Annotated in this window: 21 protein-coding genes; 5 read left to right on the forward strand and 16 right to left on the reverse strand. The window is 69.6% G+C overall.

The window, feature by feature from the left end; all coding sequences use genetic code 11:
* Positions 1-194 (forward strand): inorganic diphosphatase (locus PHC73_RS02650; RefSeq protein WP_300124114.1); only part of this gene is annotated, 194 nt, incomplete at its 5' end.
* Positions 195-201: 7 nt separating this feature from the next.
* Here PHC73_RS02650 and PHC73_RS02655 read toward each other — a convergent pair.
* Both PHC73_RS02655 and PHC73_RS02660 read right to left on the reverse strand, forming a co-directional pair.
* Entirely contained in the window at positions 202-648 is a 447-nt protein-coding gene (locus PHC73_RS02655) for a molybdenum cofactor biosynthesis protein MoaE (protein WP_300124116.1), read from the reverse strand.
* A gap of 1 nt (position 649) precedes the next feature.
* Entirely contained in the window at positions 650-883 is a 234-nt protein-coding gene (locus PHC73_RS02660) for a MoaD/ThiS family protein (protein ID WP_300124119.1), read from the reverse strand.
* A gap of 62 nt (positions 884-945) precedes the next feature.
* Between PHC73_RS02660 and PHC73_RS02665 the strand changes: the two genes are divergently transcribed.
* Positions 946-1,455, forward strand: a complete 510-nt coding sequence (locus PHC73_RS02665; protein WP_300124121.1) for a molybdenum cofactor synthesis domain-containing protein — start codon at positions 946-948, stop codon at positions 1,453-1,455.
* Positions 1,448-1,936, forward strand: a complete 489-nt coding sequence (moaC, locus tag PHC73_RS02670) for a cyclic pyranopterin monophosphate synthase MoaC (RefSeq protein WP_300124123.1) — start codon at positions 1,448-1,450, stop codon at positions 1,934-1,936. The genes PHC73_RS02665 and moaC overlap by 8 nt, the downstream gene beginning before the upstream one ends.
* 249 nt (positions 1,937-2,185) lie before the next feature.
* Here moaC and argF read toward each other — a convergent pair whose 3' ends face one another.
* Positions 2,186-3,088, reverse strand: coding sequence for an ornithine carbamoyltransferase (argF, locus tag PHC73_RS02675; protein ID WP_300124125.1), 903 nt, complete (start codon positions 3,086-3,088; stop codon positions 2,186-2,188).
* A gap of 8 nt (positions 3,089-3,096) precedes the next feature.
* Complete coding sequence (locus PHC73_RS02680; protein WP_366949787.1) at positions 3,097-4,275, reverse strand: aspartate aminotransferase family protein; 1,179 nt, start codon at positions 4,273-4,275, stop codon at positions 3,097-3,099.
* 215 nt (positions 4,276-4,490) lie between these two features.
* On the opposite strand from PHC73_RS02680, the gene clpS reads away from it, so the two are divergent.
* Both clpS and clpA read left to right on the forward strand, forming a co-directional pair.
* A complete protein-coding gene (clpS, locus tag PHC73_RS02685; RefSeq protein ID WP_366949785.1) occupies positions 4,491-4,811 on the forward strand; it encodes an ATP-dependent Clp protease adapter ClpS in 321 nt (106 codons plus the stop codon).
* Position 4,812: 1 nt separating this feature from the next.
* On the forward strand, positions 4,813-7,092 hold the full coding sequence (gene clpA, locus PHC73_RS02690) for an ATP-dependent Clp protease ATP-binding subunit ClpA (RefSeq protein WP_300124130.1): 2,280 nt from the start codon (positions 4,813-4,815) through the stop codon (positions 7,090-7,092).
* Positions 7,093-7,575: 483 nt separating this feature from the next.
* Here clpA and infA read toward each other — a convergent pair whose 3' ends face one another.
* The 12 genes from infA to mraY all read right to left on the reverse strand — a co-directional run.
* Positions 7,576-7,794, reverse strand: a complete 219-nt coding sequence (gene infA / locus PHC73_RS02695) for a translation initiation factor IF-1 (RefSeq protein ID WP_300124133.1) — start codon at positions 7,792-7,794, stop codon at positions 7,576-7,578.
* 134 nt (positions 7,795-7,928) lie between these two features.
* Complete coding sequence (gene lpxC, locus PHC73_RS02700; protein WP_300124135.1) at positions 7,929-8,840, reverse strand: UDP-3-O-acyl-N-acetylglucosamine deacetylase; 912 nt, start codon at positions 8,838-8,840, stop codon at positions 7,929-7,931.
* A gap of 248 nt (positions 8,841-9,088) precedes the next feature.
* Positions 9,089-10,258, reverse strand: a complete 1,170-nt coding sequence (gene ftsZ, locus PHC73_RS02705) for a cell division protein FtsZ (protein WP_300124138.1) — start codon at positions 10,256-10,258, stop codon at positions 9,089-9,091.
* 116 nt (positions 10,259-10,374) lie between these two features.
* A complete protein-coding gene (gene ftsA / locus PHC73_RS02710) occupies positions 10,375-11,610 on the reverse strand; it encodes a cell division protein FtsA (RefSeq protein WP_366949786.1) in 1,236 nt (411 codons plus the stop codon).
* Positions 11,607-12,488, reverse strand: a complete 882-nt coding sequence (locus PHC73_RS02715) for a cell division protein FtsQ/DivIB (RefSeq protein ID WP_300124140.1) — start codon at positions 12,486-12,488, stop codon at positions 11,607-11,609. Before PHC73_RS02715 ends, ftsA begins: the two co-directional genes overlap by 4 nt.
* Positions 12,481-13,452 carry a D-alanine--D-alanine ligase gene (locus tag PHC73_RS02720; protein WP_300124143.1) on the reverse strand — a complete coding sequence of 324 codons (972 nt, stop codon included), beginning with the start codon at positions 13,450-13,452 and terminating at the stop codon, positions 12,481-12,483. The genes PHC73_RS02715 and PHC73_RS02720 overlap by 8 nt, the downstream gene beginning before the upstream one ends.
* Entirely contained in the window at positions 13,452-14,345 is an 894-nt protein-coding gene (murB, locus tag PHC73_RS02725; protein ID WP_300124145.1) for a UDP-N-acetylmuramate dehydrogenase, read from the reverse strand. The genes PHC73_RS02720 and murB overlap by 1 nt, the downstream gene beginning before the upstream one ends.
* Positions 14,342-15,751, reverse strand: a complete 1,410-nt coding sequence (murC, locus tag PHC73_RS02730; RefSeq protein WP_300124147.1) for a UDP-N-acetylmuramate--L-alanine ligase — start codon at positions 15,749-15,751, stop codon at positions 14,342-14,344. The genes murB and murC overlap by 4 nt, the downstream gene beginning before the upstream one ends.
* Positions 15,744-16,814, reverse strand: a complete 1,071-nt coding sequence (gene murG, locus PHC73_RS02735; RefSeq protein WP_300124150.1) for an undecaprenyldiphospho-muramoylpentapeptide beta-N-acetylglucosaminyltransferase — start codon at positions 16,812-16,814, stop codon at positions 15,744-15,746. Before murG ends, murC begins: the two co-directional genes overlap by 8 nt.
* Positions 16,811-18,013, reverse strand: a complete 1,203-nt coding sequence (gene ftsW, locus PHC73_RS02740; protein WP_300124152.1) for a putative lipid II flippase FtsW — start codon at positions 18,011-18,013, stop codon at positions 16,811-16,813. The genes murG and ftsW overlap by 4 nt, the downstream gene beginning before the upstream one ends.
* A complete protein-coding gene (gene murD / locus PHC73_RS02745) occupies positions 18,006-19,355 on the reverse strand; it encodes a UDP-N-acetylmuramoyl-L-alanine--D-glutamate ligase (RefSeq protein ID WP_300124155.1) in 1,350 nt (449 codons plus the stop codon). The genes ftsW and murD overlap by 8 nt, the downstream gene beginning before the upstream one ends.
* 34 nt (positions 19,356-19,389) lie before the next feature.
* Positions 19,390-20,396, reverse strand: a 1,007-nt coding sequence (gene mraY, locus PHC73_RS02750; protein WP_300124157.1) for a phospho-N-acetylmuramoyl-pentapeptide-transferase, incomplete at its 5' end; no start/stop codon positions are given.

Genomic DNA, 20,396 nt, shown 5'->3' on the forward strand with positions numbered 1-20,396 from the left:
TCGCCGGCTACTCGCACATCCAGGACATCGGCCAGGTGTCGAGTCACTGGCTGGAACGCATCGGCCATTTCTTCGAGCACTACAAGGATCTCGAGCGCGGCAAGTGGGTCAAGATCGACGGCTGGGGTGATGCCGCTGCCGCCCGCGCCATCATCGAGGAGGCACTGGCGCGCTACGCGGTCGACGCGGGGTAGGCCGCGGTCACTCGGCTGACGCCGGTGTGTTGCGCGTCACCCAGCGCGCACCGCCGGTGGCGAGTGTTTCTTTCTTCCAAAACGGCGCGCGGTGCTTGAGCGCTTCGATCAGGTGCCGGCAGGCGGCGAAGGCCGCCTCGCGGTGCGCCGACCAGGCGGCGGTCAGCACGATGGCGTCGCCGGGTGCGATCGGTCCCACCCGGTGCACGATCAGCAGCTCATTCACCGGCCAGCGCTGCGTTGCCTCGGCGACGATGTCGGCCAGGGCGCGTTCGGTCATGCCGGGGTAGTGCTCGAGCGTCATGCCGGCGACGCTGTCGCCTTCGTTGAAATCGCGCATGGTGCCGACGAACACGGCGCAGGCGCCGCTGTCGGCCCGCCCGGCGAGCGCGGCCTGCGCCGCGGCGAGACGGCCCCAGGGGTCGAACGGGCCCGTGACGATCTCGATGGCCACCTCAGCCTCCGGTCACCGGCGGGAAAAACGCCACCTCATCGCCAGGCTGCACGACGGCATCGGGCGTGGCGTAGTCGTGGTTGATGGCGCACAGCACGCCGGCCGGCAGCGTGGCCTGGCCGGTGGCGGCGCCCCAGACGTCGCTCACCCGGGCCGACGCCGGCAGCTCGAGGCGCAGTTCGTCGCGACCGAGCGACTCACGCAGACTGGCAAAGAAACGGACGTGCACGTGCATGGGTCGAGGATCAGCAGGTGGGTTCGCCATAATACCGGCCAGCGCCCTTGCCCGGATCAGCCATGAGTAAAGCCAGCCACACGCCGCGCCACCTGCGCGTGGCGGTTCTCACCTACTCCAACCGCCGCAGCGCCGCCGACGACAGCAGCGGCGACCTGATCCGCGCGCGCCTGGTGGCCGCCGGGCATCGCATCGCCGCCTCGGCCATCCGCCATGGCGATGCCGAAACGATGCGCGAATTCCTGCGCGCCTGGCTCGCCGATCCCGGTATCGACGTGGTGATCTCGAACGGCGGCACCGGCATCACCGACTGCATGCCGCAGGCCGTGGCGCCGCTCATCGAGCACGACATCCCGGGCTTCGCCGTGCTGTTCCAGGTACTGTCGCTGGACGACATCGGCAGCTCCGGCATGCTGTCGCGCGCCCAGGCGGGCTTGGCGAACGGCAAGTTGCTGTTCCTGCTGCCGGGCTCGGAAAACGGCTGTCGGCTCGCCATGGATCGGCTGGTCATCCCGCAGCTCGACACCACCACCCGGCCGTGCAGCTTGGCTGGCCTGCTTGCCGATGAGTGATCTCACGCACTTCAACCAGCGCGGCGAGGCGCACATGGTCGACGTCGGCGACAAGCCGGTCAGCCAGCGTGAGGCGGTCGCCGAGGGTCGCATCACCATGCAGGCCGAGACCCTCGCGCGCATCCGCGCCGGCGATCACAAAAAAGGCGACGTGCTCGGCATTGCGCGCGTGGCCGGCATCATGGCCGCCAAGCGCACGGCGGAGCTGGTGCCGCTGTGCCATCCGCTGCCGCTGACCGCGGTCAGCATCGACTTCACCCTCGAAGACGCCCCGCCCGCGGTGCGTTGCCGCGCCCGCGTGCGCACCGCCGGCCAAACCGGTGTGGAGATGGAGGCGCTGACCGCGGTGCAGATCGCGCTGCTGACGATCTACGACATGTGCAAGGCGGTCGACCGCGGCATGGTCATGACCGACATCGGGCTGGTCGAAAAACGCGGCGGCAAGTCTGGCGGGTGGCGGCGGCAGGACGCCCCGGCGTGAACCGAGCGCGTGAGTCCGCGATTCACGCCGCGCGGCGCAGCCTGCCGAAAAACGCCAGGAACGGAATTCTTCAGCAGCCCCGCAAGCTCCCCGGCCTCAGGGTTTGTGAAGAAATGCGCGTCCTGCGCATTTCTTGCGTCGCCCGTCCGGTACACGCCCGGACGGGCTCCCGCGAATCAAGCCCTTACGGGCTCGATTCGCGTCCGGCCATCCCTGGCCGGCCTGAGCGCTTGAAAAATTCACAAGCTCTCAGCCCAGCAGCAATTCCAGCAGCGCCTTTTGTGCGTGCAGGCGGTTTTCGGCCTCGTCCCAGACCACGCTTTGCGGACCGTCGATGACCTCGGCGCTGACCTCCTCGCCGCGGTGCGCCGGCAGGCAATGCATGAAGATCGCCCCGGGCGCCGCGCGCGCCATCAACGCCTGATCCACCTCATAGCCGGCGAACGCGGCCTGCCGGGCCGCAGTCTCGTCTTCCTGGCCCATGCTGGCCCACACGTCGGTGATCACGGCATCGGCGCCGGCCACGGCGGCCTTGGGATCGTCCAGGATCTCGACGCAGTCGGCGTAGGCCGTTTGCAGATCGGCGGCCGGCCGGTAGTTTTGCGGTGTGGCCACGCGCAGGCGAAAGCCGAACAAGCGTGCCGCCTCCATCCACGAATGGCACACGTTGTTGCCGTCGCCCACGAAGGCCGCCGTGCGCCCGCGTACGTCGCCGTGACACTCGGTCCAGGTCAGGATGTCGGCCAGCAACTGGCAGGGGTGGAAGCGGTCGGTCAGCGCGTTGATCACCGGCACCGTCGAGTGCGCCGCGAACAGCTCCAGGCGCTCATGGCTGAAGGTGCGCACCACCAGCGCGTCGACCATGCGCGACAGCACGCGGGCCGAGTCTTCCACCGTCTCGCCGCGGCCGAGCTGGATGTCGCGCGGCGACAGGAACATGCTGTGCCCGCCAAGGTGGGTCCAGGCGGCCTCGAAGGAGGCCCGCGTGCGGGTGGATGATTTCTCGAACAGCATCGCCATCACCCGGCCGGGATAGCGTACCTGCCGCTCGCCGCGCTTGTGGGCGGCCTTGAGTTCTGCGGCGCGCGCGATCAGCGTCGCCAGCTCGCCGGCCGACAGGTCGGTCAGGGTCAGGAAGTGTCTTGCGGCCATGGTGGGTCTCAGGTTCCCGCGCAGAAATCGACGATCAGCGGGCACAGCGTGTCCACCAACAGGGTGGCCTCCTGGTCGCTCATCACCAGCGGCGGCAAAAGACGCACCACGCGCTCGGCCGTCACATTGATCAGCAGGTGCTTGTCGAGCGCCATCTGCACCAACTTGCCGCACGGCCGGTCCAGCTCGATGCCGATCAACAGCCCGAGTCCGCGCACGTCCACCACGCCGGCGCAGCCGCTCAGGCGCTCGCGCAAGGCGCCGAGCAGCCAGGCGCCCAGCTCGCCCGCCCGTTGTGGCAAGGCATCACGCCCGATGATGTCCAGCGTGGTCAGCGCCGCCCGACAGGCGAGCGGATTGCCGCCAAAGGTGCTGCCATGGTTGCCGGGCTGCAGCACGCCTGCAGCACGGCCGCCGGCGAGACAGGCGCCGATCGGCACGCCGTTGGCCAGACCCTTGGCCAGCGTCATCACATCCGGCTTGATGCCGGCGTGCTGGTAGGCGAACCACCGTCCGCTGCGCCCCATGCCGGTCTGGATCTCGTCCAGCATCAGCAGCCAGCCGTGCTGGTCGCACAGCGCCCGCACACCGGCCAAGTACTGCGCCGACGGCACGCGGATGCCGCCCTCGCCCTGCACCGGCTCCAGCAACACCGCCACCACGTCGCGCTGGTGCTCGGCAACCCGCTGCAGGGCCTCGAGGTCGTCGTAAGGCACGCGCGTGAAGCCTTGCACCAGCGGCTCGAAGCCGGCTTGCACCTTGCGGTTGCCGGTGGCGCTCAGGGTGGCCAGGGTGCGGCCGTGAAAACTGCCGTCGGCCACCACCACCGTCGGTACGCCGATGCCGCGCCCGTGGCCGTACTTGCGGGCGATCTTGATCGCCGCCTCGTTGGCCTCGGCGCCGGAGTTGCAGAAAAATGCTTCCTCGAGGCCCGACAGCGCCACCAGGCGCTCGGCCAGTTGCGCCTGCAGCGGCACCTGGTAGAGGTTAGAGGTGTGTACCAGGGTGGCCGCCTGCTCGGCGATGGCGTGGGCCACTTCCGGGTGGGCGTGGCCGAGACCACACACCGCGATACCGGACAGCGCATCCAGGTATCGCTCGCCGCGTGTATCCCACAGCCAGACGCCGGCGCCGCGTTCGAAGGCCACCGGCTGGCGGGCGTATGTGGCCATCAGGGCCGCGTGCAGGCCAGGCATTTCACTACCCCAGAAAGCAAAAACAGCCGACGGGCGGCTGCTTGAAAGCCGAAAGTCTAGCATCAAATTTCCCTTGACAAATCGGGTCAAACGCTGTGTTGACAAGGCGGGGGCGCGACCGCAGCATTGAAGCGCAACCCCTCGACAGGGCCAAAGGCACGGCCGGGGTACTGTGACGGCCGCGGCAAGAACTGGCATCGATACTTATGGGTAATGGGGAACGACACGGTAACGGTGGCGCGCTCGACGTCAGCGAAGCACGGCCCAAGGTGGTCGAACCGCCGCTATACAAAGTGGTCTTACTGAACGACGACTACACGCCGATGGAATTCGTGGTGCACGTGCTGGAGCGCTTTTTCGGGCTCGATCGCGAACGCGCCACGCAGGTGATGCTGCACGTGCACACGCGCGGCAAGGGCGTGTGCGGCGTGTACACGCGCGAAATCGCGGAAACCAAGGTGGCACAAGTCGTGCAGTATTCCCGCGAGAACGAGCATCCCCTGCAATGCGATATGGAAGTAGCCTGACATGCTCAGTCACGAACTCGAATTCACCCTGAACCAGGCGTTTCGGCAGGCGCGCGAGAAGCGGCATGAATTCATGACCGTCGAGCACCTGCTGCTGATGCTGCTGGACAGCCCCTCGGCGGCTTCGGTGCTGCGTGCCTGCGGCGCCGACATCGACCGTCTGCGGCGGGAACTTGCCGCCTTCATCGACAAGAACACGCCGCTGTTGCCCGAGGGCGACGAACGCGACGTGCAGCCGACCATTGGTTTTCAGCGCGTGCTGCAGCGTTCCATGTTCCACGTGCAGGCGTCCGGCAAGCGCGAGGTCACCGGCGCCAACGTGCTGGTGGCCATCTTCAGCGAAAAGGAATCCCACGCCGTCTACCTGCTCGGCAAACAAGGCATCAGCCGGTTGGACGTGGTCAACTACATCGCACACGGCATCTCCAAAGTGAACGAAGGCGACGAAAACGAATCCCAGGCCGCCCCTGAAGACGACGCCCAGGGCGAAGCAGGCGCCAAGTCGGCGCTGGACAAATTTGCGGTCAACCTGAACGAACAGGCCCGCCAGGGTCGCATCGATCCGCTCATCGGCCGCGCCGAGGAGCTCGAGCGCACCATGAAGATCCTGTGCCGGCGGCGTAAGAACAATCCGCTGTTCGTGGGCGAGGCGGGCGTCGGCAAGACGGCGCTGGCCGAGGGCTTGGCCAAGCGCATCGTGGACGGCGAGGTGCCGGACGCACTCGCCAACTGCACGGTGTACTCGCTCGACATGGGCGCGCTGCTGGCCGGTACCAAGTACCGCGGCGATTTCGAGAAACGCCTCAAAACCGTGCTCAAGGACCTTTCAAAGGACCCGGGCTCGATCCTGTTCATCGACGAGATTCACACCATCATCGGTGCCGGTGCGGCTTCGGGTGGCGTGATGGACGCCTCGAACCTCATCAAGCCGGTGCTGGCGTCGGGCGAACTCAAGTGCATCGGCTCCACCACGTACCAGGAGTACCGCGGCATCTTCGAGAAGGACCGCGCGCTGTCGCGGCGTTTTCAGAAGATCGACGTCGGCGAGCCGAGCGTGCCCGAGACGGTGCAGATCCTGCGCGGCCTGCGCGGCCAGTACGAGCAGCACCACAACGTGCGCTACACCAACGCGGCACTGACCGCCGCGGCCGAGCTGTCGGCGCGCTACATCAATGAGCGCTTCCTGCCCGACAAAGCCATCGACGTCATCGACGAGGCCGGCGCCGCGCAGCGTGTGCTGCCGCCCAGCAAGCGCAAGAAGGTGATCGGCGTCGGCGACGTCGAGCAGGTGGTGGCGCGCATCGCGCGCATTCCGCCCAAGCAGGTGTCCAGCACCGACATGGAGAAGCTGCGCACGCTGGATCGCAACCTCAAGATGACGGTGTTCGGGCAGGACGAGGCCATCGACACGCTGACCGCCGCCATCAAGATGTCGCGCTCGGGCCTCGGTCCGCAGACGCGGCCGATCGGCTCGTTCCTGTTCGCCGGTCCGACCGGCGTCGGCAAGACCGAGCTCAGCCGCCAGCTGGCGCTGGCGCTCGGCATCGAGTTGATCCGCTTCGACATGTCCGAGTACATGGAGCGGCACACCGTGTCGCGTCTGATCGGCGCGCCGCCGGGCTACGTCGGCTTCGACCAGGGCGGCCTGCTCACCGAGGCCATCAACAAGCACCCGCACGCGGTGCTGCTGCTGGACGAGATCGAAAAGGCGCACCCGGACGTCTTCAACCTGCTGCTGCAGGTGATGGACCATGGTGCGCTCACCGACAACAACGGCCGCAAGGCGGATTTCCGCAACGTGATCATCATCATGACCACCAATGCGGGTGCCGAAATGACGGCGCGGGCCTCGGTCGGCTTCACCAAGCAGGACCACAGCAGCGACGACATGGAGGCCATCAACCGCCTGTTCGCGCCGGAGTTCCGCAACCGTCTCGACGGCATCGTGCGTTTCCACGGCCTCACGCCGCAGATCATTGCGAGCGTGGTCGACAAGTTCATCGTCGAGCTCGAGACGCAGCTCGAACCGCGCCGGGTCACCCTCGAGGTGGACGAAGACGCGCGCGCTTGGTTGGCCGAGTACGGTTACGATGCCCGCATGGGGGCGCGGCCGATGGCACGTCTGATTCAGGACAAGATTCGCCGGGCGCTGGCCGACGAGCTGCTGTTCGGCAAGCTGGTCCATGGCGGCGCGGTCAGTGTCAGTTGCGTGGATGGCGAGCTGAAGATCGACTGCGAGCCGGCGGCACGATCGGCACGGGTGACCGAAGAGGAAGCCTGACGGCGCTGGCCCCCGCCGTGTGGCCGCGGCGGGGGCATACAGGGCGGGCCCGGCGTTTGGCCGGCCGTCCGCCGGACAGGTGCGGCGACGCGCCGAGTCGAAAAACGGGCGGGGCGCCCGTTGCGCTGGCTAGGGATGCGCTGATTTATTCAGTGCATCCCGCTCGGGGCAGGAAGCTCCGGCCTGAATCGAGGGCGTAAGCCCTTGATTCAGGGAGCGCCGCGCGGGCGTGCACCGCGCGGTGGCGAGCTGAAAAATTCCAGGGAGGGAATTTTTCAGCATTTCCCTGGGTAGGTGAGGGACGATGACGCGCCCGGCTCCTCGTCAAGGAGGCGCCAGCTTACTTGACGCGCGCCGTGCGGGGCAAGGCGTCCCGCCTTTGATCAGGGGAATAACCCCTTGATTCAATGAGGTAGTTGCCAGGTATGCGACCCGCGGACCCGGCAACGACGAACTTCAATAGGAAATCGTCAGCGTCTTTTGTCAGCGGGCGCGGTAGGTGATGCGACCCTTGGTCAGGTCATAGGGCGTCAAGGATACGGTCACCTGGTCACCGGTCAGAATGCGGATGTAGTGTTTGCGCATTTTTCCGGAGATGTGCGCGGTGACGACGTGACCGTTTTCCAGGCGCACACGAAACGTCGTGTTCGGCAGGGTTTCGATCACCGTACCCTGCATTTCGATACCTTCTTCCTTTGCCATTCAGTTCTCGGGCAGCCGGTCGGGGAAACGCCCGATTGTATGCGTCAAAAGCCCGCTGACTCAACCGGCGCTTGACGCCGGGCTGCGCCGAGCCCGGCCAGGTGGCATGGCCGCGGCCGGGCTTGCCGGCCCACTCAAGCCGCCACGGCGGCTTCGATGTAGGAAATGGGCAGGTCCTGCGCCGACTCGAAGGTGACGATTTCGTAGTTGGCCGAATCGGCCAGCAGCGCCCGCAGCAGCCGGTTGTTCAGGGCGTGCCCCGACTTGAAGCCGGAAAACGAGCCGATCAGGCTGCAGCCGAGCAGGTACAGGTCGCCGATGGCGTCCAACACCTTGTGTTTGACGAACTCGTCACGGTAGCGCAGGCCGTCCTCGTTCAGGATACGGGCATCGTCGACCACCACGGCGTTTTTGACGCTGCCGCCCAGTACCAGGCCCTGTGCCCGCAGGGCCTCGATTTCGTGCATGAAGCCGAAGGTGCGGGCGCGGCTGATTTCGCGCAAAAACGCCGTCGATGAGAAGTCCACCACGGCTTGCGCCGGCTTGCCGCTGAAGGCCGGATGACTGAACTCGATCTCGAAGCTCACCCGAAAGCCTTCGAAAGGATCGAGGCGCACCCAGCGGTCGGCGTCGCGAATCTCCACCGAGCGCAGCACGCGCAGGAAGGGCTTGGGGGCATCCTGCTCGCAGATGCCGGCCGATTGGATCAGGAACACGAACGGTCCGGCCGAGCCGTCCATGATCGGCACTTCCGGAGCGTCGACATCGATCAGGGCGTTGTCGATGCCCAGGCCCGCCAGCGCCGACAGCAGATGCTCCACCGTACCGATGCGGGCGCCATCGGACTCGAGCGTGGTCGACAGGCGCGTGTCGCCCACCCGTTCCGCCCGCGCGGGAATCACCACCGCCGGCGACAGATCGACGCGGCGAAAGCGGATGCCGCTGTCGACCGGCGCCGGATGCAGCGCCAGCTGCACTCGGGCGCCGGTGTGCAGGCCGACACCGGTGGCGCGGATGGTGTTTTTTAGGGTGCGTTGCCTGATCACGTTTCGGGTGCGTTCCGACGGTAAGGGAAGCGCCGAGTCGTTCGGTGCTGCCGTCCGGGGCGGGATGCCCGGGGATGAATCAATGGCTAACCGATTGATTCATGGAGCGCAGCACGGCCATTGCCGTGCTGCAGCGAGCCGAAGAGCTCCGGCGAGGGGGTTTTCGGCATTTCCCGAAGTGCGACGGCAGGGTCGTCACACTTCGGTAACACAGTCTAGCACCCGCCAGCGGGCGCGCTGGCGAATGCTCAGTCGGCCTGGCGGCGCAGGAAAGCCGGAATTTCCAGGTATTCCATGTCACCGTCACGGTAGGGTTGCAGCGGATCGCGCCGGCGCTCCTGTCGGATCACGGTGGGCTGTTCGTAGCGCTTGTACGGATCGGTGCCGGTGGCGGCGCGCACCACTTCCATTGGGCGTTCCGCCGCGCGCTCGGCCGGGCGCTCCTGGGTGGTGCGAGCCGGTTTGCGGTCCAGGCCGGTGGCGACCACCGTCACGCGCATCTCGTCGTTCAGGTCGGGGTCGATCACGGTGCCGATCACCACGCAGGCGTCCGCCGATGCGAGTTCCCGGACCACGTTGCCCACTTCCTCGAACTCGCCGATCGACATGTCCAGGCCCGCGGTGATGTTGACCAGGATGCCGCGCGCGCCGGACAGGTTGATGTCTTCCAGCAGCGGGCTGCTGATGGCGCCTTCGGCGGCCAGGCGCGCCCGGCCGTCGCCGCTGGCGGCGGACGAGCCCATCATGGCCATGCCCATTTCGGACATCACGGTGCGCACGTCGGCGAAGTCGACGTTGATCAGGCCCGGGCGCGTGATGAGCTCGGCGATGCCCTGCACGGCGCCCTGCAGCACCTGGTTGGCGGCCTTGAAGGCCTCGGTCAGGCGGAAGTTGCGGTCCAGTTCCGTGATCAGCTTGTCGTTCGGGATGATGATCAGCGAGTCGACGTGCTTGCCGAGCGCGGCGATGCCCTCGTTGGCGATGTCGAGCCGCTTGCGGCCCTCGAAGCCGAACGGCTTGGTGACCACGGCCACCGTCAGGATGCCGAGCTCGCGCGCGATCTGCGCGATGATCGGCGCCGCGCCGGTGCCGGTGCCGCCGCCCATGCCGGCGGTGATGAACACCATGTCTGCGCCTTCCAGCGCATCGGCGATGCGGTCTTTGTCCTCCATGGCCGCCTGCGCGCCGATGGCCGGGTTGGCGCCGGCACCCAGGCCCTTGGTCAGACCGGTGCCCAGTTGCAGCACGGTCTTGGCGGACGTGCGTGCCAGGACCTGGGCGTCGGTGTTGGCGATGATGAAGTCCACGCCGTCGATCTGTTGCGTGAGCATGTGCTCGATGGCATTGCCGCCGCCGCCGCCGACGCCGATGACCTTGATGACGGCGTTCTGTTCGCTTGGTTCCATGAGTTCAAACATGCCCGTGTTACCCCCGCTGTTGACTAGCTTACCGCGGGAACCGCCGGCTCCCCGGTTCAGAATCGTGTTTCGTGCCTCGCCCCGGTCGCGGCCGGTGCCCCTGTTGCCCAGAATCGTCATACGCCCCCCTGAAACCAGGTTTTGACCTTCGCCCAAATGCCGTTGAAACTGCCCCATTCCCGTCGCGCCGGCTCCTGCGCGGCCCGCTGGTCGAGCGCGTACAGCAGCAGACCGACGCCGGTGGCGTGGATGGGATTGCGCACCACATCCACCAGTCCGTTGACGCGGTGCGGCAGGCCCAGGCGCACCGGCGTGTGGAAGATTTCCTCGGCCAGCTCGACCACGCCTTCCATCTTCGAGCTGCCGCCCGTGAGCACCACGCCGGCGGCGATCAGGTCCTGAAAGCCGCTGCGCCGCAGCTCGGCCTGCACCAGGCGCAGCAGCTCCTCGTAGCGCGGCTCGACCACTTCGGCCAGCGTCTGGCGCGACAGGCGCCGCGGCGCACGCTCGCCGACGCTCGGCACCTCGATGCTGTCGTCGGGCCCCACCAGCTGGCGCAGCGCGCAGGCGTACTTGATCTTGATCTCTTCGGCGAACTGCGTCGGCGTGCGCAGCGCGACGGCGATGTCGTTGGTGACCTGATCGCCGGCGATCGGGATCACCGCCGTGTGGGCGATCGAGCCGCCGTGGAATACCGCGATGTCGGTGGTGCCGCCACCGATGTCGACCAGGCACACGCCGAGTTCCATTTCGTCGTCGGTGAGCACCGAATGGCTGGAGGCCACCTGCTCGAGCACCAGCTCGTCCACCTCGAGGCCGCAGCGGCGCACGCATTTGACGATGTTCTGCATGGCGCTGACGGCGGCGGTGACGATGTGCACGCGCGCTTCCAGGCGCACGCCGGACATGCCGACCGGCTGGCGGATGCCTTCCTGATCGTCGATGACGTACTCCTGCGGCAGCACGTGCACGATGCGCTGGTCCATCGGGATGGCCACCGCCTTGGCGGCGTCCAGCACGCGCTCGACGTCGGCCTGCGTCACCTCGCGGTCGCGGATGGCGACGATGCCGTTCGAGTTGATGCTGCGGACGTGGGCGCCGGCGATGCCGGCATACACGGAGTGAATTTGGCAGCCGGCCATCAGCTCGGCTTCCTCGACCGCGCGCTGCATGGAGGCGACGGTGGACTCGATGTTGACCACTACGCCTTTTTTGAGGCCGCGCGAGGGGTGGCTGCCGAGGCCGATGATGTCGAGCTCGCCCTCCGGCGTCACCTCGCCGACCAGGGTGACGATCTTCGAGGTGCCGATGTCCATGCCGGCGATCAGCCGCTTGTCCTGTTTCTTGCTCATAGGTCCATGACCTTGCGGTCGGGTTCGGAGGCCGGCCGAAAGCGCACCGCAAAGCCGTCGCTGTAGCGCAGGTCGACGCTTTCGATGGGCGGTGCCACGCCGGCCAGACGGCTCTTGTAGACGGCCGCGAAACGTTTCAGGCGCGCGGCGACGTCCTTGCGGCCGGCGATGATGGTGAGGCCGTCGGCAAGGCCGATCTGCCAGGCGCCGCGCGCTTCCTGGCGCACCTCGCGCACCGGTGGCAGGCCTTCGAGCAGGCGGCAGAAATGCTGGTAATCGTCGAACAGCCGCCGCGGCGCGACCCCGGGCGGCCCGCTGAGCAGCGGCAGCGCGTCGCCGGCTGCGCCGGCGGCCTGAAATACCTCGCCGCTGTCGCTGAGCAGGCCGCCATCACCCCAGCGGGCGATGGCGCGGTGGCCGACGATCTGCACCACCAGCTTGTCCGGCCACACGCGGCGCACCAGCGCGCGTTTCACCCACGGCTCGCCGCGCGCGGCCTGGGCCACCGCCGCCACGTCCACGCTGAAGAAGCCGCCCGCGGCCGCCGGCAACAGGCGTTGTTCCAGCGCCTGGCGGTCGATGTGGTCCAGATCGCCGGTGATCTCGACCGTGGTCAGCGGGAAGCGCGCTGGGTCGGTCAGCCAGGCGATACCACGGGCGGCGCCCAGCGCGGCGGCGATCGCCAGCGCCCCCAGGGCGGCCCACAGCAACGCCAAACCGAGCCGCCGGACGCTGCGCGCCCAGCGCGCCGCCTGCTCGCGCAGCGTCGGCCGGCGGGGTCGCGCGCCACGCCGTTGCGGCCGCGCGCCGTAGCCCGGCAGCGAGGCCGCGCCGATGGCGTGGTAGACCGGCCGCGGTGTGGGCCTGGACCTAAACATCGGCGCGCTCCCCGGCCGCCAGCAGGCGCGCGGCGCCCTGCGGGCGGTGCAGGCTGGTGTCGAGAATGGCCAGCATCAGCTGCTCGAAGGACAGGCCCACCGCGCGCGCCGCCATCGGCACCAGCGAGTGGTCGGTGAGGCCGGGCACGGTGTTGGCTTCCATCAGATACGGCTGGCCGTTTGCGTCCAGCAGCAGGTCGATGCGTCCCCAGCCGGCGCAGTCGAGCGCCTGAAACGCGGCGAGCGCCAGCTGCTGCAGGGCGCGCTCGGCCGCCGCCGGCAGGCCGCACGGGCACAGGTAGCGCGTGTCGTCGCGCAGGTATTTCGCCTCGTAGTCGTAAAAGGCGCGCGGCGTTTCGAGCTTGATGGCCGGCAGCACGCGCGCGCCGACGATGCCGACGGTGTACTCGCCGCCGCCGATGAAGCGCTCGATCAGCACCTGCGGGTCGTGGGCGGCGGCGGTCGCCACCGCGGCCGGCAGGTCGGCGGCGCGCTCCACCTTGCTCATGCCGATGCTGGAGCCCTCGCGCGCCGGCTTCACCATCACCGGCAGGCCGAGCTCAGCGACGATTGCATTCCAGTCGCTGTCGGGCGCCGCCAGCACATAGGGCGCGGTCGGCAGGCCGCGTGCCTGCCAGATTTGCTTGGCGCGCAGCTTGTCCATGGCCAGCGCCGAGCCGAGCACGCCGCTGCCGGTGTACGGCAGGCCGAGCCAGTCGAGCGCACCCTGCAGGGTGCCGTCCTCGCCGCCGCGGCCGTGCAGCGCAATGAAGGCGCGGTCGAAGCCGCCGGCCGTCAGCTGCGCCAGCAGGTCCGGGGCTGCCGCGTCGATACCGACTGCATCGACGCCGCTGGCCGTGAGCGCCTTGAGCGCCGCCGCGCCGCTGTTGAGCGACACCGCGCGCTCGGCCGAGCGGCCGCCGTACAGCACCGCCACGCGTCCGTAGTCCTGGGCGCGGCGCATCAGGCGGCCTCCCCGACGCGGCGCACTTCGGGTTCGAGCCGCACGCCGAATGCCGCCTCGACGCGCCGCTGCACGGTGTCGATCAGCGCCTCGATGTCGGCGGCGCGCGCACCGCCGAGGTTGACGATGAAATTGGCGTGCACGGTTGATACCTGCGCCCGGCCGACGGTGAGGCCCTTCAGACCCGCCGCCTCGATCAGGCGCGCCGCGTGATCGCCGGGCGGATTGCGGAACACGGAACCTGCATTCGCCTGCCGCAGCGGTTGCGTGGCCGCACGCCGGCGCAGCAGCGCGTGGATGGCGGCCTGCACTGTCTCGGCATCGGCCGGTTCGAAGGCGAACTCGGCGCCGATGAACCACTCGTCCGGTGGGCCTTCGACGCTGCGGTAGGCGATGCGGTAGTCGGCGGGCGAGCGGCGGTGCACGCGCCCGGCGCGGTCGATGGTGTCGACGGCCCGCACGCGCTGCCAGGTCTCGCCGCCGTGGGCGCCCGCGTTCATGGCCAGCGCCCCGCCGACGGTGCCGGGAATGCCGGCCAGGAACTCGCCGCCGGCAAGGCCCGTGCGCCCGAGATGCTGCGCGAGCTTGGCGCAGGGCACGGCGGCGCCGGCGCGAAGCGTGCGCTCGTCGATCGGCTCGATGCCGGCAAAACCTTTGCCTAGACACACCACGGCGCCGCGAAAGCCGCCGTCGCGCACCAGCAGATTGCTGCCGAGACCCACCCACAGCAGCGGCGTGGCGGCCGGCAGGTCGGCCAGAAACGCCTGCAGTTCCGGCAGGTCCTGCGGCTCGACGTAGACATCCGCCGGACCACCGACGCGCCAGCTGGTGTGGCGCGCCATCGGTTCGTGGTGGCGCAGGCGCGGGCGCGTGATTGCCGCCGCGGCGTTCATGCCGCCTCCCGGATCTGCGCGGCAAGCTGCGTCGCCGCCTGACCGATGCTGCCGGCGCCGAGCGTGACGATGACGTCGCCGTCCTGCACCAGCGCGGCCAGACTCGCCGGCAGCTCGGCCAGATGCTCCACGAACACCGGCTCGACGCGCCCGCGGCTGCGGATGGCGCGGGCGAGTGCGCGGCCGTCGGCACCGGCGATCGGCGCCTCGCCGGCGGCGTACACCTCGCACAGCAGCAGCGCATCGGTGCCGGCCGACAGCACCGCCGCGAAGTCGTCCAGCAGGTCGCGCGTGCGCGTGTAGCGGTGCGGCTGGAACACGGTCAGCAGACGCCGGCCGGGAAATGCGCCGCGCACCGCCTCCAGCGTGACCTTGAGTTCCTGCGGGTGGTGGCCGTAGTCGTCGATCAGCGTCACCGCGTGGCCGGCGAGGCGACCGTCGGCGAGCAGCTGCTGGCGCCGGCCGATGCCATCGAAACTCTTGAGCGCCGCGGCGATGGCGGCATCGTCCACGCCCACCTCGCGGGCGATGGCGATCGCCGCCAGCGCGTTTTGCACGTTGTGCCGGCCGGGCAGGTTCAGCGTCACCGGCAGCGGCGCGCGGCCACCCGCGCAGCCCGTCGCGCAGGCGGTGAAGTGCATGCGAAGGCCGTCCTGGCGCAGGTCGGTGGCGTGCAGGTCCGCGGCCGGCGTCAGGCCATACGTCAGCACCGGCCGGCCGATGCGCTCGCGCAGCGCCATCAGCGCCGCGTCGTCGTGGCACAGCACGGCCAGGCCATAAAACGGCAGGCGCTGCAGGAACTCGACGAAGGCGCCGTACAGGCGCTGCGGATCGCCGCCGTAGGTGTCCATGTGGTCGAGGTCGACGTTGGTGACCACCGCCAGGATCGGATTGAGGTGCAGAAACGACGCGTCCGACTCGTCGGCTTCCACCACCAGATAGCGCCCGGCGCCCAGGCGCGCGCCCGAGCCGAGCGCGTTGACCCGCCCGCCGATGATGAAGGTGGGATCGAGCCCGCCCTGCGCCAGCACGTGCGCCACCAGGCTGGTGGTGGTGGTCTTGCCGTGCGTGCCGGCGATCGCAATGCCGTCCTTCAGGCGCATCAGCTCGGCCAGCATGGCCGCGCGCGGCACCACCGGCACGCCGCGGGCGCGGGCGGCGGTGACCTCGACGTTGTCCGGCGGCACGGCGGTCGACACCACCACCACGTCGGCGCCGTCGATGTGGGCGGCGGCGTGGCCATGGTGCACCTGCGCGCCGAGCGATTTCAGGCGCAGCGCCGCGGCGCCCATGCCCAGATCCGAGCCCGACACGCGGTAGCCCTGGTTCAGCAGCACCTCGGCGATGCCGCTCATGCCGGCGCCGCCGATGCCGACCAGGTGGATATGGCGCACCCGGTCACGCATGGGCGGCCTCCAGGCACGCGGCGGCCACGCGGGCGGCGGCGTCGGGGCGGGCGAGCGCGCGCGCCGCCTCGGCCATGGCAAGTCGCCGGGCGGCATCGGCCAGCAGCGGGCGCAGCGCGTCGGCGAGGCGCTGCGGCGTGAGCTGCGCCTGCGCCAGCACGATGGCGGCGCCGGCGCTGGCCATTTGCTGCGCGTTGGCGGTCTGGTGATCGTCCGCGGCGTGCGGGTAGGGCACCAGGACGGCGCCCAAGCCCACCGCGCACAGCTCGGCCACGGTGAGCGCGCCCGCGCGGCAGATGGCGAGATCCGCGTCCCGATAGGCCGCCGCCATGTCGTCGATGAAGCCGTCCACGGCAGCCTCGATGCCGCGCGCGCGGTAGTCGGCGGCCACCGCATCCACATGCGCGCGGCCGGCCTGGTGGCGCACCTGCGGCAAGGCGGCGCCGGTTTGGCGCAGCAGCTCGAGGGCAGCCGGCACGGCGCTGTTGATGGCCTGCGCGCCCTGACTGCCGCCCAGCACCAAAAGGCGCGGCGTGACGGCGAGCCGTTCGCGCGGGGAGGGCAGATTCAGCAGCTCGGCGCGCACCGGATTGCCGGTGAACTCGGCCGGGCGCCCGGCCAGGCGCGTGCCCGGAAAGCCGCACAGCACGCGCCGGGCCAGGCGCGCCAGCAGACGGTTGGTGAGGCCGGGGCGAGCATTTTGCTCGTGGATCACCAGCGGTCGGCGCAGCAACACGGCAGCCAGCCCGCCGGGACCGGCCGCATAGCCGCCAAGACCCAGCACCACGTCCGGGCGCAGCCGGCGCAGCAGACCGATTGCCTGCCGCAGCGCGCCAAGCAGGCCGAGCGGTGCCGACAGGTAGCGCATCACGCCGCGCCCGCGCAGGCCGGCCACCGGCAGCGTGAACAGCTCGATACCGGCCGCCGGCACGACACGCGCCTCGAGCCCCTTGTCGGTGCCGAGCCAGTACACGCCGTGGCCCTTGGCGCGCAGCTCGTGGGCGACCGCCAGCGCCGGCATCACGTGCCCGCCGGTACCGCCGGCCATGATCAGCACGTTCATGCCCGTCCCCGCATGGCTGCGGTCATGGCCGGCGCGCCCAGCGGCGCCGCGCCGCGGCGCATGCGCTGCTCGTGATCCACGCGCGCCAGCAGCGCGATCTGCAGGCAGCTGACGATCAGACTGGTGCCGCCGTAGCTCATCAGCGGCAGCGTCAGGCCCTTGGTCGGCAGCACGCCCATGTTCACGCCAAGGTTCACGAACGCCTGAAAGCCGATGGTGAGCCCAAGCCCGTAGGCGAGCAGCGCGGCGAAGCCGTCGCCGTTCAGCGCCGCCCGCCGGGCGATGGCGAACGCGCGCACCACCACGAAGCCGAACAGGCCGATCACCGCCAGCACCGCGAACAGGCCGAGTTCCTCGGCCAGTACGGCGAGCAGGAAGTCGGTGTGTGCCTCCGGCAGGTAGAACAGCTTCTGCACGCTGTTGCCAAGGCCGACGCCGAACCAGCTGCCGCGACCGAACGCGATCAGCGACTGGCTGAGCTGAAAGCCGGCGCCGAACGGGTCGTCGAACGGGCGCAGAAAGCTGGTCAGGCGCGCCATGCGGTACGGCGAGGCCACCGCCAGCGCCGCCAGCGCCGCCAGACCGGTGCCGCCGAGGGCGATGAAGTACAGCCAGCGCACGCCGTACAGGAACAACAGCCCGGCGGTGGCCGCCGCCAGCACCACGAAGCTGCCGAAGTCGGGCTCGGCCAGCAGCAACGCGCCGGTGATGCCGAGACTCACCAGAATCACCAGCATGCGCTCGCGCAGCAGCTCCGGTGAGTCGGCTTCGGACAGCCGCGCGGCGGCGAACATCAAAAACGCCAGCTTGGCCAGTTCCGACGGCTGCACGCGCAGTCCGCCGGCGCCCAGCCAGCGCGACGCGCCGTTGACCTCGATGCCGATCCCCGGCAGCAGCACCAGCGCCAGCAGCGCCGTGGCGCCGAGCACTGCAAAGCCGGCGATGCGGTGCCAAAGCTCGAGGCGGGTGTGCAGCACGAAATAGCCGCCCGCCACGCCGAGCGCCAGGTACATGGCCTGCCGCTGCAGGTAGTACTCGCCGTTGCCGAGCGTGCGCGCGGCCACCGTGATCGAGGCCGAGTACACGCCGATCAGGCCGATCGCCGCCAGCAATGCCGCCACGCCGAGCAGGGCGTAATCCCACTCGGCCGGGCCGCGCAGGCCGGCCGCCGCCGGGGCGCGCACGCCGGGGCTAGTCATGGCCCGCTCCGCTGAGCGCGCGCACGGCACGCGCGAACGCCTCGCCGCGCGCCGCATAGCCGCTGAACATGTCGAAGCTGGCGCAGGCCGGCGACAGCAGCACGCCGTCGCCCGGCCGCGCCAGCGCCGCCGCCGCCGCCACCGCGCCCGGCATGTCCGGCGCGAGCAGGCAGGGCACGGCCGCGCCGATGGCGGCCCGGATGGCCGGCGCCGCCTCGCCGATCAGCACCGCGCCGCGGCCGTGGGCGGCGAGCGCCGCACGCAGCGCGGAAAAATCCTGCCCCTTGCCCTGGCCGCCCAGGATCAGCACCAGCCGGCCGCTCGGGCGGGTCGGCGCGAGACCCTCGATGGCCGCCAGCGTGGCGCCGACGTTGGTGCCCTTGGAGTCGTCGTACCAGGCGACGCCGGCGTGCTCGGCCACGAACTGCGTACGGTGGGGCAGGCCCGTGAAGGCGGCCAGCGCCGGCAGCGTCGTTTCGGGCGCCACGCCGAGCGCATCCACCAGCGCTAGCGCGGCCAGCGCATTGGCGAGGTTGTGCCGGCCCGGCAGGCGCAGCGCCGCGGCCGGCAGCAGCGCCCGATCGCCGCGGGCGAGCCACGGCGCGCCGTCGCGCTCGACGAGCCCGAAATCGCCCGGACCAGGCGCGCCCAGCCCGAACCAGATGATGCGCTGGCCGGCGGCAAGACCGTCCGCCAGCGCCGCCACGGCGGCATCGTCGCGGTTCAGCACCGCCACCGCCGCGCCGTGCAGCACGCGTGCCTTGGCGGCGGCGTAGGCGGCGAAGCTGCCGTGGCGGTCGATGTGATCGGGCGACAGGTTCAGCACACAGGCGGCGGCCGGCCGCAGGCCCGCCGTGCGTTCGAGCTGAAACGACGACAGTTCCAGCACGTAGGCGTCCGCTTGCGGGCCGGTGAGCAAATCCAGCGCCGGGGTGCCGAGATTGCCGCCGACGGCGGCCTTGACACCGGCAGCCGCCAGCAGCTCGCCGACCAGGGTGGTGACCGTGGATTTGCCGTTCGAGCCGGTGATGGCCACAACGGGGCGCGTCGCCGCGCGTGCGAACAGCTCGATGTCGCCGAGCAGCGGCAGGCCGCGTGCGGCGGCCGCGGCGAGCTGCGGCTGGTCGAGGCCGATGCCCGGGCTGACGACGATTTCATCCACGCCGGCGAACGCCGCCGCCGGCCAGTCGCCGAGATGAATCGCCGCCTGCGGCAACAGCTTGCGCAGCTCGGCGAGTCCCGGCGGGTTCTGGCGCGTGTCGAGCACGCGCACCGCGACGCCTTGCGCCAGCAGGTGGCGCACGCAGGACAGCCCGCTTACGCCGGCTCCCACCACCAGCACGTTTTTTCGTATTTGCGTCACGGCGTGCATGGCGTCAGCGGATCTTGAGGCTGGCAAGACCGATCAACACCAAAATGAAGGTGATGATCCAAAAGCGCACGATCACCCGCGGTTCCGGCCAACCTTTGAGCTCGAAGTGGTGATGCAGCGGCGCCATGGCGAAGATGCGCTTGCCGGTGAGCTTGTAGGAGGCCACCTGCAGCATCACCGACACGGTCTCCATCACGAACACGCCGCCCATGATGAACAGCACCAGCTCCTGGCGGATCAGCACCGCGATGGTGCCCAGCGCCGCGCCGAGCGCGAGCGCGCCGACGTCGCCCATGAACACCTGCGCCGGGTAGGCGTTGAACCACAAAAACCCGAGCCCGGCGCCCACCATGGCGCCGCAGACGATGGCGAGCTCGCCGGCGCCCGGCACGTGCGGCAGGCCGAGGTAGTGCGCGAACACCTGGTGCCCGGCCACGTAGGCGAAGATGCCGAGCGCGCCCGCCACCATCACCGTCGGCAGGATGGCGAGCCCGTCCAGGCCGTCGGTGAGGTTGACCGCGTTGCTGGAGCCGACGATCACCAGCAGGCTGGCCGGCACGAACAGCCAGCCCAGATGAAAGGTGACGTCCTTGAGGAAGGGCACGATGTAGACGGTTTCGGCCGGCACCCGCGCGAGCTGATGAATGGCCAGCGCCGCCGCCAGGGCGACGATCAGCTGGCCCAAAAACTTGTAACGGGATTTGAGGCCCTTGGGGTTGCGGCGCGTGATCTTGAGGTAGTCGTCCAGCCAGCCGATGAGGCCGGTGGCGAGCGTCACCGCGAACACGATCCACACCTTGGCCGAGCGCAGGTCCGCCCACAGCAGCGTGGTGACGGCGATCGCCAGCAGGATGAGCGCGCCGCCCATGGTCGGCGTGCCGGCCTTGCCAAGGTGCGTCTTGGGGCCGTCCGTGCGCACCTGCTGGCCCAGGCGCAGCGCGGTGAGGTAACGGATCACCGGCCCGCCGGCGGCGAGCGAGATCACCAGCGCCGTCAGCGCCGCCAGGATGG

It is taken from the genome of Immundisolibacter sp., assembly GCF_028696615.1.
Lineage (GTDB): Bacteria > Pseudomonadota > Gammaproteobacteria > Immundisolibacterales > Immundisolibacteraceae > Immundisolibacter.

Coding starts and splice junctions, on each gene's coding strand:
- PHC73_RS02660 (WP_300124119.1), bottom strand. CDS start 883: ATGCACGTGCACGTCCGTTTCTTTGCCAGTCTGCGTGAGTCGCTCGGT.
- PHC73_RS02665 (WP_300124121.1), top strand. CDS start 946: ATGAGTAAAGCCAGCCACACGCCGCGCCACCTGCGCGTGGCGGTTCTC.
- moaC (WP_300124123.1), top strand. CDS start 1,448: ATGAGTGATCTCACGCACTTCAACCAGCGCGGCGAGGCGCACATGGTC.
- argF (WP_300124125.1), bottom strand. CDS start 3,088: ATGGCCGCAAGACACTTCCTGACCCTGACCGACCTGTCGGCCGGCGAG.
- clpS (WP_366949785.1), top strand. CDS start 4,491: ATGGGTAATGGGGAACGACACGGTAACGGTGGCGCGCTCGACGTCAGC.
- clpA (WP_300124130.1), top strand. CDS start 4,813: ATGCTCAGTCACGAACTCGAATTCACCCTGAACCAGGCGTTTCGGCAG.
- infA (WP_300124133.1), bottom strand. CDS start 7,794: ATGGCAAAGGAAGAAGGTATCGAAATGCAGGGTACGGTGATCGAAACC.
- ftsZ (WP_300124138.1), bottom strand. CDS start 10,258: ATGTTTGAACTCATGGAACCAAGCGAACAGAACGCCGTCATCAAGGTC.
- ftsA (WP_366949786.1), bottom strand. CDS start 11,610: ATGAGCAAGAAACAGGACAAGCGGCTGATCGCCGGCATGGACATCGGC.
- PHC73_RS02715 (WP_300124140.1), bottom strand. CDS start 12,488: ATGTTTAGGTCCAGGCCCACACCGCGGCCGGTCTACCACGCCATCGGC.
- PHC73_RS02720 (WP_300124143.1), bottom strand. CDS start 13,452: ATGCGCCGCGCCCAGGACTACGGACGCGTGGCGGTGCTGTACGGCGGC.
- murB (WP_300124145.1), bottom strand. CDS start 14,345: ATGAACGCCGCGGCGGCAATCACGCGCCCGCGCCTGCGCCACCACGAA.
- murC (WP_300124147.1), bottom strand. CDS start 15,751: ATGCGTGACCGGGTGCGCCATATCCACCTGGTCGGCATCGGCGGCGCC.
- murG (WP_300124150.1), bottom strand. CDS start 16,814: ATGAACGTGCTGATCATGGCCGGCGGTACCGGCGGGCACGTGATGCCG.
- ftsW (WP_300124152.1), bottom strand. CDS start 18,013: ATGACTAGCCCCGGCGTGCGCGCCCCGGCGGCGGCCGGCCTGCGCGGC.